The organism is Paraburkholderia silviterrae (assembly GCF_004353915.1).
Lineage (GTDB): Bacteria > Pseudomonadota > Gammaproteobacteria > Burkholderiales > Burkholderiaceae > Paraburkholderia > Paraburkholderia silviterrae.
This window is the reverse complement of the sequence record NZ_SMRP01000007.1, coordinates 819-14,929: the sequence shown is the minus strand read 5'-3', so window position 1 is coordinate 14,929 and position 14,111 is coordinate 819. Positions and strand designations below refer to the sequence as shown.

The 14,111-nt window shown below is 61.3% G+C and carries 14 protein-coding genes; 9 read left to right on the top strand and 5 right to left on the bottom strand.

The window, feature by feature from the left end; all coding sequences use genetic code 11:
- The first annotated feature begins 211 nt into the window (after positions 1–211).
- The 7 genes from EYW47_RS16045 (at position 212) to EYW47_RS16015 (ending at position 7,263) form a co-directional block, all read left to right on the top strand.
- The gene (locus EYW47_RS16045) at positions 212–1,915 is read left to right on the top strand and encodes an ATP-dependent nuclease (RefSeq protein ID WP_133195829.1); all 1,704 of its coding nucleotides are present in this window, start codon (positions 212–214) and stop codon (positions 1,913–1,915) included.
- A complete protein-coding gene (locus EYW47_RS16040) occupies positions 1,908–3,341 on the top strand; it encodes a UvrD-helicase domain-containing protein (RefSeq protein WP_133195828.1) in 1,434 nt (477 codons plus the stop codon). The genes EYW47_RS16045 and EYW47_RS16040 overlap by 8 nt, the downstream gene beginning before the upstream one ends.
- Positions 3,342–4,022: 681 nt before the next feature.
- Positions 4,023–4,784 (top strand): energy transducer TonB, encoded by a 762-nt coding sequence (locus tag EYW47_RS16035; protein ID WP_133195827.1) that lies wholly within the window; start codon positions 4,023–4,025, stop codon positions 4,782–4,784.
- Between the two features lie 344 nt (positions 4,785–5,128).
- On the top strand, positions 5,129–5,455 hold the full coding sequence (locus tag EYW47_RS16030) for a hypothetical protein (protein WP_133196056.1): 327 nt from the start codon (positions 5,129–5,131) through the stop codon (positions 5,453–5,455).
- 185 nt (positions 5,456–5,640) lie between these two features.
- Positions 5,641–6,216, top strand: coding sequence for an elongation factor P (locus EYW47_RS16025; RefSeq protein WP_133195826.1), 576 nt, complete (start codon positions 5,641–5,643; stop codon positions 6,214–6,216).
- Between the two features lie 112 nt (positions 6,217–6,328).
- Positions 6,329–6,775: a universal stress protein gene (locus EYW47_RS16020; protein ID WP_133195825.1), complete on the top strand. Its 447-nt coding sequence runs from the start codon at positions 6,329–6,331 to the stop codon at positions 6,773–6,775.
- A gap of 182 nt (positions 6,776–6,957) precedes the next feature.
- Complete coding sequence (locus EYW47_RS16015; protein WP_133195824.1) at positions 6,958–7,263, top strand: DUF7673 family protein; 306 nt, start codon at positions 6,958–6,960, stop codon at positions 7,261–7,263.
- A gap of 72 nt (positions 7,264–7,335) precedes the next feature.
- Here the strand turns inward: EYW47_RS16015 and EYW47_RS16010 are convergent, their stop codons facing one another.
- The gene (locus EYW47_RS16010) at positions 7,336–9,324 is read right to left on the bottom strand and encodes a gamma-glutamyltransferase family protein (protein WP_133195823.1); all 1,989 of its coding nucleotides are present in this window, start codon (positions 9,322–9,324) and stop codon (positions 7,336–7,338) included.
- A 241-nt stretch (positions 9,325–9,565) separates the two neighbouring features.
- Here EYW47_RS16010 and EYW47_RS41875 point away from each other — a divergent pair, with 241 nt between their 5' ends.
- Positions 9,566–9,955: a hypothetical protein gene (locus tag EYW47_RS41875; RefSeq protein WP_240763731.1), complete on the top strand. Its 390-nt coding sequence runs from the start codon at positions 9,566–9,568 to the stop codon at positions 9,953–9,955.
- Between the two features lie 35 nt (positions 9,956–9,990).
- Here EYW47_RS41875 and EYW47_RS16000 read toward each other — a convergent pair whose 3' ends face one another.
- From EYW47_RS16000 to EYW47_RS15985, 4 genes are all read right to left on the bottom strand, one after another.
- Positions 9,991–10,758: an ABC transporter ATP-binding protein gene (locus EYW47_RS16000; RefSeq protein ID WP_133195822.1), complete on the bottom strand. Its 768-nt coding sequence runs from the start codon at positions 10,756–10,758 to the stop codon at positions 9,991–9,993.
- A gap of 32 nt (positions 10,759–10,790) precedes the next feature.
- Positions 10,791–11,504: an ABC transporter permease gene (locus EYW47_RS15995; RefSeq protein WP_133195821.1), complete on the bottom strand. Its 714-nt coding sequence runs from the start codon at positions 11,502–11,504 to the stop codon at positions 10,791–10,793.
- On the bottom strand, positions 11,501–12,190 hold the full coding sequence (locus EYW47_RS15990) for an ABC transporter permease (protein WP_133195820.1): 690 nt from the start codon (positions 12,188–12,190) through the stop codon (positions 11,501–11,503). Before EYW47_RS15990 ends, EYW47_RS15995 begins: the two co-directional genes overlap by 4 nt.
- An 85-nt stretch (positions 12,191–12,275) precedes the next feature.
- Positions 12,276–13,034: an ABC transporter substrate-binding protein gene (locus EYW47_RS15985; RefSeq protein WP_133195819.1), complete on the bottom strand. Its 759-nt coding sequence runs from the start codon at positions 13,032–13,034 to the stop codon at positions 12,276–12,278.
- 243 nt (positions 13,035–13,277) lie between these two features.
- Between EYW47_RS15985 and EYW47_RS41870 the strand changes: the two genes are divergently transcribed.
- Positions 13,278–14,111: aromatic amino acid lyase (locus EYW47_RS41870; protein WP_240763729.1), on the top strand; the 834-nt coding region annotated here is incomplete at its 3' end.

Sequence of the window (14,111 nt, the reverse complement as noted above, 5' to 3'; positions counted from 1 at the left end):
CTCAGGCGTAGGAGCGGCCCCTCAAAGTAAAACATGAGCGGCTGTATGCGAGCACGCGGTGGTGAATCTTGTTTCCCGCGTCACAAGATGAATCTATGATGGAAGGCGAGGGCGCACGGCCGCTCCTTGCTGTGCTTAGGAGAACCAGTCGGAGTGCGACATCAAGAGTTCATCCGTTTTCATATAGGTGAAGTTCTAGAGGACGTTGTTAGTGAAAATTAGAAAGATAACGATCAAGAATTTTCGTGGTGTGAAAGAGCTTGACTGGAGCCTTCCGACAGCCGACATTTTCTGCCTCATAGGCAAGGGCGATTCGTCCAAGTCAACCATCTTGGAGGCAATCCGATATGCTTTCTATCCCCAGTGGAATCTCACCCTAAGCGACTCGGACTTTTACCAATGCAAGGTTGAGAACTCCATCGTCATCGAAGTCACGATTGGCGACCTCGTTGAAGAGTTCTGCTCGCTCAACAAGTACGGCCATTGCCTGCGAGGCTGGGACGTGGCAGCGCTGAAGCTTACCGACGAGCCAGATGACCATCTGGAGCGCGTTCTGACTGTACGGCTCACGGTTGAAAAGGATCTGGAGCCGAAGTGGATCGCGGTCTGTGATCGCAGTCCGGAAGGTGTTCCGTTCAAGCAAGCCGACAGAAGTAAAGTCAGTGTGGGCCTCATCGGTGCATACAGTGAGAGGCAGCTGTCGTGGGCGACTGGAACCGCGCTGGCAAAGCTGACTGAGGCACAGAGCCTCAATGAACTGTTGGCGAACGCATCAAGAACGGCCAGAACCTCGCTGGACGCTGACCGGCCTGTCACTCTCAAGAACTTTGACGCCGCGGCGGTGAAGTCGCAGGAGATAGCCAAGTTGCTGGGTGTTCCCGTATTGGACGCCTACAAGGCTCACCTTGATCTGACCTCCATAAATCTGAAGGTGGGTGGGCTCACCCTGCATGACGGCGACATGCCGTTGCGTCAGTTGGGACTTGGGTCGCGTCGTATGCTTCTGTGTGGCATTCAAAAGATGGGCCTGGAGGAGGGCCATATTACTTTGTTCGATGAGGTGGAGTTTGGCCTGGAGCCGCATCGGATAACCCGTCTCATCAAGCACATTAGAGAAGACAAGCGCGGGCAATACTTCCTTACGACCCACTCGCCCACAGTGCTGCGCGAACTCACCGTGAAAGAACTGCACGTAGTTCACAGCAAAGGCGGTGTGGCTCAGATCATTTCTGCCGCCCAGGATGGCCTTCAGGAGCACGAGGTGCAGGGGAAGATTCGTTCAAGCACCGAAGCATTCTTGGCGAAGAAGGTTGTGGTGTGCGAGGGCGCAACGGAAGTCGGCTTCCTGAGAGGATTTGACGACTACCAAGTCGAGAACAAAAAGGATCCGTTGTCCTTCCACGGGGTAGCGCTGCTGGACGCGAGGGGAGCCAGCAAGCTAAAGGCACTGGCCAAGGCTTTCAAGTCACTTCGCTATGACGTGTCGGTGCTCGCCGATGGCGACGCCGAGAAGCAGTTTTCTCCGGCAGACGAGGCCGAGCTTGTTACGTTGGGAGTTCCGGTCCACGTGTGGAGCGACAAGCTCTCACTGGAAGAGAGGGCATTCCAGGATCTGCCTTGGGCCAGCGTGTTGGTCAGCGTGAAACTTGCCCAAGAATTGGGATTCCCTGCAAACGATCAAGTGCGATCCAAGTTCGGTGAGGAGCTTGAAAAGCAAGTGGATCAGTGGGAGGACAGTCCCAAACTTCGGACAGCCATAGGCAGTGCGGCGAAAGGTTGTAGCTGGTTCAAGGACACCACTAGAGGCGACCTATGGTTCAAGGCCATAATCCCGGCCTTCCAAGATGCGGCCTTCGCCAAGAAGAATCTTGCGCTTGAACTCGGCAAGCTTTGGGCGTGGGTGGAGCATGTCTGACGAACTTGCAACAAAGCTCAATAATTGCACGGGCAAAGGGTATGTGATTGCGCCCGCTGGGTTTGGGAAGACTCATCTCATCGCATTAGCGGTACGAGCCTCTAGTGGCAGGCAACTAATCCTGACCCACACGTTTGCGGGCGTGAACTCTATCAAGACCAAGTTGACCGCACTTGGTGTTCCTACCTTCAAGTATCAGGTGGACACGCTTGCAAGCTGGTCGTTGCGTCTCTGCTTGGCTTACCCAAAGACATCAGGATGGCAGACGGAAAACCCGACCAGCAAGCAGTGGAACAAGCTTTACGAATGCTGTGCCGGTTTGCTGGATAAGAAGTTCATTCGTCATGTCGTTGCGGCTACCTATGTCGGCGTCTATGTAGACGAGTATCAGGACTGCTCCGATCTGCAGCATGCGTTGGTATGTGCGTTGGCAGACTTCCTGCCAAGCCGAATCCTGGGTGATCCCATGCAGGCCATCTTTGACTTTGATCAGGGCAAGCCTGTGGACTGGGATGCGAGTGTCTATCCCTCTTTCGGTTGTCTGGGGCAACTGGAGATTCCTTGGCGCTGGAAAAAAGCAGGACAGCCAGAGCTTGGTGCCTGGCTGAAGGAGGTGCGGACGAAGCTGGAGCAGGGCCAGAAGATAGATATTTCTAGCGGACGGCCACGAAGCGTAGTTCGTGTCTACACCGATCCCGAGAACCTCGCCAAAAAACAGTATGCGTCGCTTTTCGATTTTCTGGGCCACAGCGAGAGTGTGATTGCGCTGCACGGAGGCGATCAGCAGTCCAAGAACAAGACGCACCTCCTGGCACGGACTATGGCGGGCCGGTTTTCCTCCATCGAAGAGGTTGAGGGCAAGGAGCTTCACTCGTTCGTCAAGAAGTTCGGAACCGCCAAGACCGTCCAGAAAGGCTTTCTTCTCGCATTGGACTTCGCCAAGAAGTGCTTCACTGGCGTGGATAAGGCGCTGACCGCGGGCACCAAGAGGGGCGAGGTTGCGAAACAAATCAAAGGGACCAAGTATCCCTCGGTCTTGCATGCAGCGAATGCCTATTTGAGCGCGCCAACAAGCGGCCACCTCAAGTCATTCTTCCTTGCGTTGAAGGCCAACCCAGAGACGTCGACCTACCGACGTGACCTGCTGTATCGCTTTCTCAACGTGCTGAAGATGCACATTGAAGGAGAAGGGGCAACTCTTTCAGAGGCGGCGAACCTGTACCAGCGCGAGATGAGGCACACAGGGCGGCCTATTAGCCACCGAAAACTCATCGGGACAACGCTGCTGGTCAAGGGCTTGGAATACGACCATGCGGTCATCTTAGATGCAGAAGCTCTTGACGCCAAGGATCTGTATGTCGCGATGACTCGTGGATCGAAATCTCTCACCATCATTGGATCAGGCAGATACTTGCCTACGAGATAGATATCATCGTGGTACATGAAGCGTTGCGCCGCAGTCGCCACCTTAAGGCTGCTGGCCGCGCACCACTGGAGTTCCACTAGGTGAACCTGGCAGGCGCGTATTTCCGCCAGCCACAGCAGTTCCGGGGAGCGCTCGAAGTGCCGAGCAAGATTAAACCGAAATTCGGGCGAATTGTGGGATGCTTGTGACGCCCGTCACCGGAAGGTGTTCGGCGCGCGCAGAAGCGTGATCACGACGGAAGAGAAATGGTTGTAAGACCGAAATCTTGGAAGTTATATTGTTGATCGATCCCTAATTTGAACCGGTTCCACGCTGTTGGGTGGCCCCGATCCGGAAGTTATTTGGTTGAATTTCTGGAAGCCAATCGAGTTCCTCTACACTTCTTATAGGACGTGCTGCGGGATATCCAAGTCGGCAAAGCTTGGCCTCCATGCGCATGGTTGGTAATGGGTCATCTGGCGCCGCGACTTGCTTCGGGGTGCTGATGACGAGCCGGCGGACCGTTCGGCGCTGCCCGATCTTCGCGGCGCTGCAACCCGGAAAGGTCCGCCCGCCACGCCGGCCAGTTGGATCACCTGCTGGGTATTGCGGCCGTAACCGGACTACACTGAAGGTGGCAACAACGCGGGCACCGGTTCGCCGCGTCATCAGGGCGAGTGAGCGAGCCGGCGTCAATTCGCCATGAACCCGACATCCAGCCTGCAACTTCGACCGCCGCGCGAGCGCGGCACGGGGCGGGCGTTTGGATTAGCGGTGAGCATGCACGTCGTGCTGTTGGCGCTGCTGTTGGCCGGCACGAGGGGCCCGCAGACTGCATCCACCAGTTCGCACACCGTAGTCACCGGGCCGGTTACGCCTTTGCTGCTGGCTGGCCCAGCGCCGCGCGCGGCCAGCCGGACGTGGGCATCACAGGTGACGGCAGCGCCTGCCAGACTGATTGCCGCGAACGACCCGACTGCGGTTATGCGGCACGGCAGCAACCTGGTCAAGCCACAGCGACTGCATAGACTTGACTCGCGCACAGTACGTACAGGCGTGGAACCCCGGGCGCGTTTGACTGAGGAACCGAGCGTTGTGCAGCGAGGAAATCGGCCGGTGGATCCGCGGCGCGCAGCACGTCTCGCCGCGTTGCAGGGCGCTGCCGGCAGGCCTTTGCTGGAAAGCGGGGTTGCCGCGTCGGCGGGGTATGCCGAAAAGGTGGCACGGCGGGTGCGCGCCAACGTCATCGCGCCGTTCGATATCGAGGGCGATCCGTCTGCGGTCATCGCGGTCACGTGCACCCCCAGCGGCGCGCTGCTCAGTGTCACGGTTCAACGTGCGAGCGGAAATCCGCAGTGGGATCGCGCCGTGGTGGCCGCCGTCGAGAATTCAGATCCAATGCCAGCGGATGTCAACGGCAGCACGCCAACGAGCTTTGTCATGACATTTCGACCGAAGGGATGAGGGCTGCGAGAGAGCGATCTGTCACGCTTTCCGGTTGCCGAAATGAAAAGGATTCCTTTGGAAATTCAGGCCTGATCGATCCTCACGCAGCAAGCGCATGGGTCGCGCTGGTGCGCGGCTTGTCGGTCGCGGATTGCGTTTGGCACTTTGCGGACCGGCGCAGGCGACCGATTGTGACCTACACTGGAGAGGCGCCTTTCGCGTGCCCCGGTGCCGCGTTGACGCAATGCAATGTCGCCGGCCGCCGGCCGCCGACCGAGGCTGGCGAATGGCGATGGCACGGGCAACACACCCTCATCTGCTGCCTGAATTCATCTGGAACTGATGTTCAAGAAGGGGGCATCATGTTGCAAGCCAGTGAAATCCAAAAGCGCTTTACTCATCTGCAGCAAACCGTCAGCGAAGCATCACGTAGCATGCACGCCGACACGACGATTCCAAGGCACTTGATGAACTGGATGGATGAGCTCGAAAGGGAATGCAAATCGGCAAAGAAGATCTTGTCCTCCAGGGACGAAGATCGCATCCGGCAGTGCGTCGATGATCTCGAGCGGATCGGTGATCGTGCGGAGCGCGCTTGCCAACAGGCCAGCGGCCTCGCCGCCGGGATCATGGACTCCGTCAGTTCGATGCATTCCGAACTTTCGGCCCTGAAGCGACAACTGCACTGACCAGGCTGAGAGGCCCGGTCCAGGCCGCCGGGCGAAGCAAGTCTGGGGAACGATGCTCCCAGAGCAGCTTTCGCCGCGCACGCCAAGCACGCGGCCGACGTGCGCTTGCGGGCCGGTTGCCGACGGTCCGCTGCGGTGCCAGTCTGAAGATGCCGTCACCTTGCCGGCACTGCGGAGACAAGGACATGGTTGAAGCTTCCGGATTGAAGTCGGGCATGGTCGTCATGCTTGAAGGCGAGCTTCATTGCGTCGCGAGCGCCGGCTACCATGCTGGCGGGGGCCAGCATGGTAGCGCAGTGTTTGCCAGGGTCAGGATCCTGAAGACCGGGCACATCAGAGAGTTGCGGCTACACCCGGGCGACAGGATCGAAGAAGTCGCGCTCGATCACAAGGAGATGGAATATCTGTATGCGGATGGCGTCTCCTTTTACTTTATGGATCCCGACACCTTTGAGCAGATCAGCCTGCCGTCGGAAATCATGGGTGCATACGAAAAGTTCCTTCAGCCCAATATGCGAATCCCGGTCGCGCTTTATGAAGGAGAGCCGGTCTCCATCGCATTTCCGCCTGCGGTCGAGTTAAGCGTGGCTTCCGCACCGCCGGGCCTGCACGAGCATGCAACCTCGACTTTCAAGACCGCCACGCTGGAGAACGGCATGGAAGTACTCGTTCCCCAGTTCATCAAGGAAGGGGATACGGTGCGAATTGAGGTCGCCTCAGGAAAATACCTGGAGCGGGTAAGGCGAGAAACGCGCACATAGTTTGCTGATGTTGGCCACATCTGCAGTGGGTGCGCACTCGGCCCAGGATGCGACCATTTCGGGGTGTTCCGGAATGCCCGGAGGAGATCCGGATGCGTGTTTGGAGGCAATCATGCATGACATTCTCGCGGGTTACGATGGCTCGGTTTCCGCAGAGGAGGCCGTCCGTTTCGCAAGAAATCTCGCTGAAAAGGAAGGGGCGCGGCTGCACATTCTTACGGTTGCTCGTCTGCCCGACTGGGGTAAGTTGGCCTATGAGCGGCCGGAGCTGCTTGAGGCCGAAAAACTTCACTGCCAGGAGCTCATCACCGAACTCAAGGGAAAGCTCGGGTTATCCGGAGTAACGGTCCAATACGAGCTGATTGTCGGGCATCCGGCCAAGGAGCTGGTGCTATATGCCGAGCGACATAAAGTTGACCACGTCGTCGTGGGCCATCGAGGACGTACTGCCTTTGATCGTTGGCTGCTGGGTTCCATTGCGAGGCAAGTGATCGCCTATGCGCCGTGCTCCGTCACAATCGTGCGCGACCGGCTAGATGGCGCAAAGGAGCATCGATGATGCAGGAAGGTATGCGGATCTCGGCAGAGACGCACTTGACGATGAAGCTACGAGTGGTTGGTGGGTCACTGGCGGATCTGGCTCAGCCTATGAAAGAGAGTCGCACTAGATCCTGAATTCTGTGGCTTGTGGTCCTGCGCAGCGACGACGGGCCATGATGGGCCACGCCAAACGGAGGAATCATGCGCCCCGATCAAATGCTTGAAGGCGAGAAGCGGGCCCTCGAAAAACTTCTGAAGATCGCCAGCGGCGACACAGAGCAAAGCCGAAAGGTTGCGGATTTTTTGCTTGCCTGGTGGAACGCGGGCAAGTGCGGCGGCTACGACTTGACGACCGCCTGGGGCGTCGATGACGAGATCGTGGAGGACATGGTTACTGTGTTCCGGCTGGCGTCGCGCGCGCACAGCTATCCCGGCACGCTGGGTTACGACGAGCCGTTCGAGGCGCTCGTGCGCGACTGGCATCCGGAGCTCGTGCCGGACGACTAATCCCGCCGCATCCAATGTGTCAGCGCCGCCCGCGCGTCGGCATGCACGATGCGTTCCGCGCGGGCACCCCATTCACCGTGTAAACGTATCCCCCAGGACCACACCTTCACGCCGCGGATCCGTGCCGCCCTGCAGCGCGTTCGCGCCGCTCACCGTCACCCGCATCACGGTATTCACGCCGCTGACCTGTGCCGACGTCGACACCGTGTGCCCGAGCGCCCTCAGCCCGGTGATCAGCGGATCGTTCGCGCCGTTGTTGCTGGTGTCGACGTTCGGATGCTCGCCGCCGACAGTCGTGATCGGGCTGTTGCTCGCGCCGAAATCGACGAGTCCGGCGGACTGCTGCGCATCGAGTCCCCAGTCGAGCGTGCCGACGAGCGTCTTCACTACGTACTGCGGAATCGTGCCGCCGCCGGGAGAGCCGGTCGCCATCACGAAGTCGCCCTTCGAGCCGTCCGCGGCGACCTTGAACACCAGCGTCGGCGCCATCGAGCTGCGCGGGCGCTTGCCCGGCTGCAAGCGGTTTGCGACGAGCGCGCCGGTGCTGTCGGTCGGGCTCGCGGAGAAGTCGGTCAGCTGGTTGTTCAGCAGGAAGCCGTGCGTCATGTGGAACGAGCCCATGCTCGATTCGACGGTGGTCGTCGCGCTGACGACGTTGCCGCTGCCGTCGACGATCGTGAACTGGTTGGTGCCGTGCTCGATCAGCGTCTTGTCGATGCCGAGCGGCACCGCGCCGAGATCGCCGGGCTGCGCCGTGCCCATGCTCTTCGTGGTGCTGATCAATGCCGCGCGCTGCTTCATGTACGGCTTGTTCAGCATCGTGTCCCAGGTGCCTCCGGGCAGGGGGATGAAGTCGGTGTCGGCGACGTACTTGTCGCGATCTGCGTACGCGAGCCGTTCGGCCTCGCTGATCAGATGCACGCCGGCGACGGTCGGCTTGCCGCCTTCGAGATCGATCGCGGTTGGCCCGAGCGACTTCAGGTCGAAGTTCTCGAGGATGCCGAGTGCGGCCGCGACCGCGATGCCGCCCGACGACGGCGGCGGCATCCCGCACACCCAGTACGCGCCGCGATAGGTCGTGCACACCGGATCGCGCCGCTTTGCCTCGTAGCCGGCGAGGTCGGCGAGCGTCGTCTTGCCCGGCGTGATCGGCGAGCCGTCGGCGCCGGCGGTCGTCGCGATCTTCGCGACGATGTCCTGCGCGATGGTGCCGGTGTACAGCGCGTTTGCGCCTTCGCTTGCTATCCGTGTGAGCGCATCGGCATAGGCGGGGTTCTTCAGCACGGTGCCGAGCGTCTTCGGCGTGCCGTCGGCGTTCAGGAAATACGCGGCGGCTTCGGCGTCGCGCTTCAGGCTGCTCGCATTCGACGAGATCGCGGCGGCGAGCCGGCCGCCGATCGGGAAGCCGTCGGTCGCGAGCGAGATCGCGTCGCCGAACAGGCCGTTCCACGGCAGCTTGCCGTGATCGTGCTGCAGCGCCTCGATGAGCCGCGGGACGCCGATCGTGCCGATCGAGCGGCCGCTCGCGCGCGCGCTCGGCACCGGTGCGCTCAGGTCGTTCGCGTCGTCGACGTAGCGCAGATAGTTTTCGGTTGCGGCAGCGGGCGCCGTCTCACGGCCGTCATAGGCCTGCACGGTCTTGCTGGCCGCGTCGTAGTACAGCAGCACGCCGCCGGAGCCAAGGCCGGTCGCCTCCGGCACGGTCAGCCCGAGCACCGCCTGCACCGCGACGGCGGCGTCGGCGGCGGTCCCGCCTTGCTTGAGCACCGCACAGCCGGCCTTGCTCGCATAGGCGTTCGACGTCGCGACCATGTAGGTCTTCGCGTAGATCGGCTTCAGTCCGGTCCGGTAGCCGGACGCCGCCTCGGGCAGTGACGGGTCGCCGGGCTGGTTCGAGCCGACAACGACGGTGGCGCCGCTGCTGTCGATTGCGAGGCAGGCCGAATCCTGCGATGCGCTGGGCGTGGAGGGGGCGGGGCTTTCGCTGTTGCCGCCGCATGCGGTCATCAGTGCGGCGGCGAGCAACGCCGACACGTACGGCAGGATCGTCTTGTCGTTCATGGTTTCGGGACCAGATGTTGTTGTTCGAGGCCAGAGCGCACGTCGCGGCCAGTGAGTCGCCAGTAAATACTCCCAGAAATAATTTCAACAAGCAATCGGAAATATTTCTTATTGGTGACTATGCGATGCGAATCGGGAAGCAATCAGTAAGAAAGCGGCGCGTGGACGGGCCGGCCAGGTTCCAGCTCACTGCGGCCGCGTCCGCGGCACGGGGATTCGGATTGCGCGGCATGGTGCGTGAATGACGCGAATTGTTCGAGCGGGAGATCGCCGCCGTGCGCGCGGCGAAGCCGTGACGCGCGCATGGGATGCGGGCGTCATCGTGCTGTATCAGGTGGGTTCGCTGGAGAATGTATTGGCCGTGAAGCAGGCCGGAGCAGATGCCGTGATCGGCCACGACGACGGGCGGCCGCTCTACCTGTTCAGCACCGACTCGCCCTTGCGCAGCACGACGGGCGAACTGGAGCGCATGGCGCTGTTTGCGGGCGAATCGTTGGCGCTCGTGAGCGAGCGGACGTCTGCCGCCGAGGTGATCGAGCGCATGGTGGCCGAGGCGCTGGAAGCGCGGCGCCGCATTTGCGCGGATGGGGTGGGGGATCGATTCGATACCTCAGGTAATCAGCATCCCTGAGGAAATTCGGGCGATCCCCCGCGCGCGGATGACGCTTACTTCAGGCGCCCCGAGAGGAACTGCTGCAGGCGTTCGCTGCGCGGCGCATTGAGCACTTCCTTGGGGTCGCCTTGCTCTTCGATCTTGCCTTTGTGCAGGAAGACGACGTGATTCGACACGTTGCGCGCGAACCCCATCTCGTGCGTGACGACAATCATCGTGCGGCCTTCTTCCGCGAGCGCCTGCATCACGCGCAGCACCTCGCCCACGAGCTCGGGGTCTAGCGCGGAGGTGGGCTCGTCGAACAGCATGACCTCAGGCTCCATGGCCAGCGCGCGGGCGATTGCCACGCGCTGCTGCTGGCCGCCGGACAGATGCGACGGGTATTTATGCTCGACGCCCGTCGCGAGGCCCACTTTGGCCAGGTACTTGAGCGCGCGTTCCTCCGCTTCGCTGCGGCTCAACCCCAGCACGCTCACCGGTGCCTCGATGATGTTCTCGAGCACGGTCATGTGCGCCCACAGGTTGAAATGCTGGAACACCATCGAAAGGCGCGTGCGCATGGCCCGCAGTTGCTTCGGATCGCTCACGCGCAGCGAGCCGTTGCGGTCCGCGCTCGTGCGGATCTCTTCGCCGTTGAGCGTGATGCGGCCCGAGCACGGCGACTCGAGGAAGTTAATGCAACGCAGGAACGTGCTCTTGCCCGAACCGCTGGACCCGATCAGGCTGATCACGTCACCGGCTTTCGCCTTGAGCGACACGCCCTTCAAAACCTCGTTCTCGCCGAACTTCTTGTGCAAGTCGTCAACAATCAGCTTGTACATTCTCAATACACTCCATCAGTACTACGTGGAATTCAGTGCCCTTGCGGTTTCAGGTATGCCAGCATACGGGTTTCCATGCGGCGGAAGCCCCAGATCAGGGCAAACACGATCGTCGCGTAGAGCGCGGCCGCAATGCCGTATGCCTGGAAAGTCATATAGGTGGCGGAGTTCGCGTCGCGCGCCACTTTCAGGATGTCGGGCACGGTCGCGGTGAACGCGAGCGTCGTGGCGTGCAGCATCAGGATGACCTCGTTGCTGTACGAGGGCAGCGCACGGCGCAATGCCGAGGGCAGGATGATGCGCGTGTAGAGCTTGTACTTCGACATGCCGTAGGCGAGTGCCGCTTCGATCTCGCCGTAGGCGGTCTCCTTGATGGCGCCCGCGAAGATCTCGGTGGCGTAGGCGCACTCGTTGAGCGTGAACGCGAGCAGCGTGCAATTCATCGCGCTACGGAAGAACTCGCCGAGCAGCGCGTGCGTATGCACATATTGCAGGCTGTAGATGCCGGTGTAGCAGAGCAGCAACTGCACATAGAGCGGCGTGCCGCGAAACACGTAGGTATAGAGCCAGACCGGACGCGAAATCCACGGATTGCGCGAAGCGCGCGCAATGGCGAGCGGCACGGCAAGCCCGAAGCCCAGCACGATCGAGACCACCAGCAGCCAGAGCGTGATGACGAGGCCGCTATAGTTGAAGCCGTCGCTGTACAGGTAGTTTGGCCAGTATTGCTGAATGAGTTCGATCACAGCGCGGCCCTCCGCACACCGGTCGAGTAGCGCTTTTCGAGGCGGTGCAATGCCAGGTTGGAAACGGTGGTGATGGCGAGATAGATCGCGCCGGTCACGAGCGTGAAGAAAAAGAATGCCTGGGTGGCCTTGCCCGCGTCCTGCGCGGCCTTCACCACGTCGGCAAGACCGATGATCGAGACGAGCGCGGTCGCCTTCACGAGCACCTGCCAGTTATTGCCGATGCCTGGCAGCGCGAAACGCATCATCTGCGGGAACAGGATGCGCGTGAACACGCGCGTGGAGCTCATGCCGTATGCGAAGCCGGCCTCGATCTGGCCGCGCGGCACGGAGAGAAACGCGCCGCGGAAAGTCTCGGTGAAGTACGCGCCGTAGATGAACCCGAGCGTGATGACGCCGGCCACGAACGGATCGATGTCGATCTGGTCCATGCCCATCGCGTCGGTGAGGTGGTTCAGCCAGATCTGGATGCTGTAGAAGAGCAGCAGCATGAGCACGAGATCGGGTACCGCGCGGATCAGCGTCGTATACAGCGTGCCGATGCGCGAAATCACACGGTTGGGCGAGAGCTTCGCGGCGGCGCCTGCGAGACCCAGCAGGAACGCCGCGGCGAGCGAGAGCAGCGCGAGCTTGATGGTTTCCCACGTGCCCGCGAGGAGGAGAGGGCCGAAGCCTTGGAAAAGCATGGATGGACGTCCTTCAATGACGGGGCGCGTGCCGGGCAGCGGCGCGGCATGCGCACCCGTGTTGATGCAGGTGAGGCGTGGGTGCCTAGCCGCCGTATACGTCGAAGTCGAAGTACTTCGACTCGATCTTCTTGTAGGTGCCGTCCTTGATCATGTCGGCGATGGTCTTGTCGATCTTCGCCTTGAGGTCGGCGTCGTCCTTGCGCAGGCCGATGGCGGCCGCGCCCGTGGGCAGCTCCGGGCCGGCGAACGCGAAGCCGGCGCCGCGTGCTGTCTTCAGGAAGCCGAGATCGGCTTGCACTTCGTCTTGCAGCGCGGCGTCCAGGCGGCCCGAGTTCAGGTCCAGATAGACCTGGTCCTGGTTCTGGTAGGTAATGACGTTGACGCCCTTGGTCGCCCAGTTCTGCTTGGCGTAGGTTTCCTGGGTCGAGCCCTGTTCGACGCCCACCGACTTGCCCTTGAGCGACTCGACGGTCGGCTGCAGCGGCGAGCCCTTCTTCGCGACGAGGCGCGTGGGGGTGTCGTAGAGCTTCGCGGTGAAGGCGATCTGCTGCTCGCGTTGCGGGGTGACCGTGAGCGCGGAGAGCGCGCCGTCGAACTTCTTGGCCTTCAGGCCCGGGATCATGCCGTCGAAGTCCTGCTCGACCCACACGCACTTCGCGTTCAGGCGCTTGCAGATCTCGTTGCCGAGGTCGATATCGAAGCCGACCAGCTTGCCATCGGGCGCCTTCGACTCGAACGGCGCGTAGCTGGCGTCCGTGCCGAAACGGATCGTGGACCAGTCTTTCGCGCAAGCGCCGCCAGCGGCAACGGCGAGTGCGACACACAGGGCAAGTTTCTTCATGACGTCTCCGGAAGGAATTTTCTGCAAAGCAGTGAGTTGTCTATACAAATTACCGATTGGACCGGGTAGCCGGCAATCGGTGTAATCACCTGGGGTGAGGTCACTGTTCCGTAACCGAAAGGCCCCGTAATTCGGGCGTTAGGGAGCGATGATGAGGGTATACACGCAGAATATTTAACTTGTATAGACAAGTTGGATTGTGTAATCTGGCGATATCTTGTCCAGACAACTTATTTCACTGCGATGATTACCCTGACTCCCGGCCATCTCACCCTCACCCAACTGCGCCAGATCGCGCGCGCCAAGGACAGCAGCAGCATCCAGCTCCAGCTCGATCCGGCAAGCTTCGCGGCGATCGACGCGAGCGCGCGCACCGTCGCCGAGATCACGGCCAAGGGTGAGCCGGCCTACGGCATCAACACGGGCTTCGGGCGTCTCGCCAGCACGCACATCCCGATCGACCAGCTCGAACTGCTGCAGCGCAATCTGGTGCTCTCGCACGCCGTGGGCGTGGGCGAGCCGATGTCGCGCCCGGTCGTGCGCCTCATGATGGCGCTGAAGCTCTCGAGCCTCGGCCGCGGCCACTCGGGCATTCGCCGCGAAGTGATGGAAACGCTCATCACGCTCTTCAATGCAGACGTCCTGCCCGTGATCCCGGTGAAGGGCTCGGTGGGTGCGTCGGGCGACCTCGCGCCGCTCTCGCACATGTCGGCCGTGCTGCTGGGCGTGGGCGACGTGTTCGCGAAGGGCGAGCGCATGAGCGCGCAAGAGGGCCTGCGTCTGGCCGGCCTCAAGCCGATCGCGCTGCAGGCCAAGGAAGGCCTCGCGCTGCTCAACGGCACGCAGGCTTCCGCAGCGCTCGCGATCTATAACCTTTTCGCAATCGAAGATCTGTACCGCACTGCGCTCGTTTCCGGCGCGCTGTGCGTGGACGCGGCAGCGGGCTCGGTCAAGCCGTTCGACGCGCGCATTCACGAACTGCGCGGCCATCGCGGCCAGATCGAGGCGGCCTCGGCCTATCGCGATCTGCTCGACGGCTCGGCGATCAATCTCTCGCACCGCGACTGCAGCAAGGTC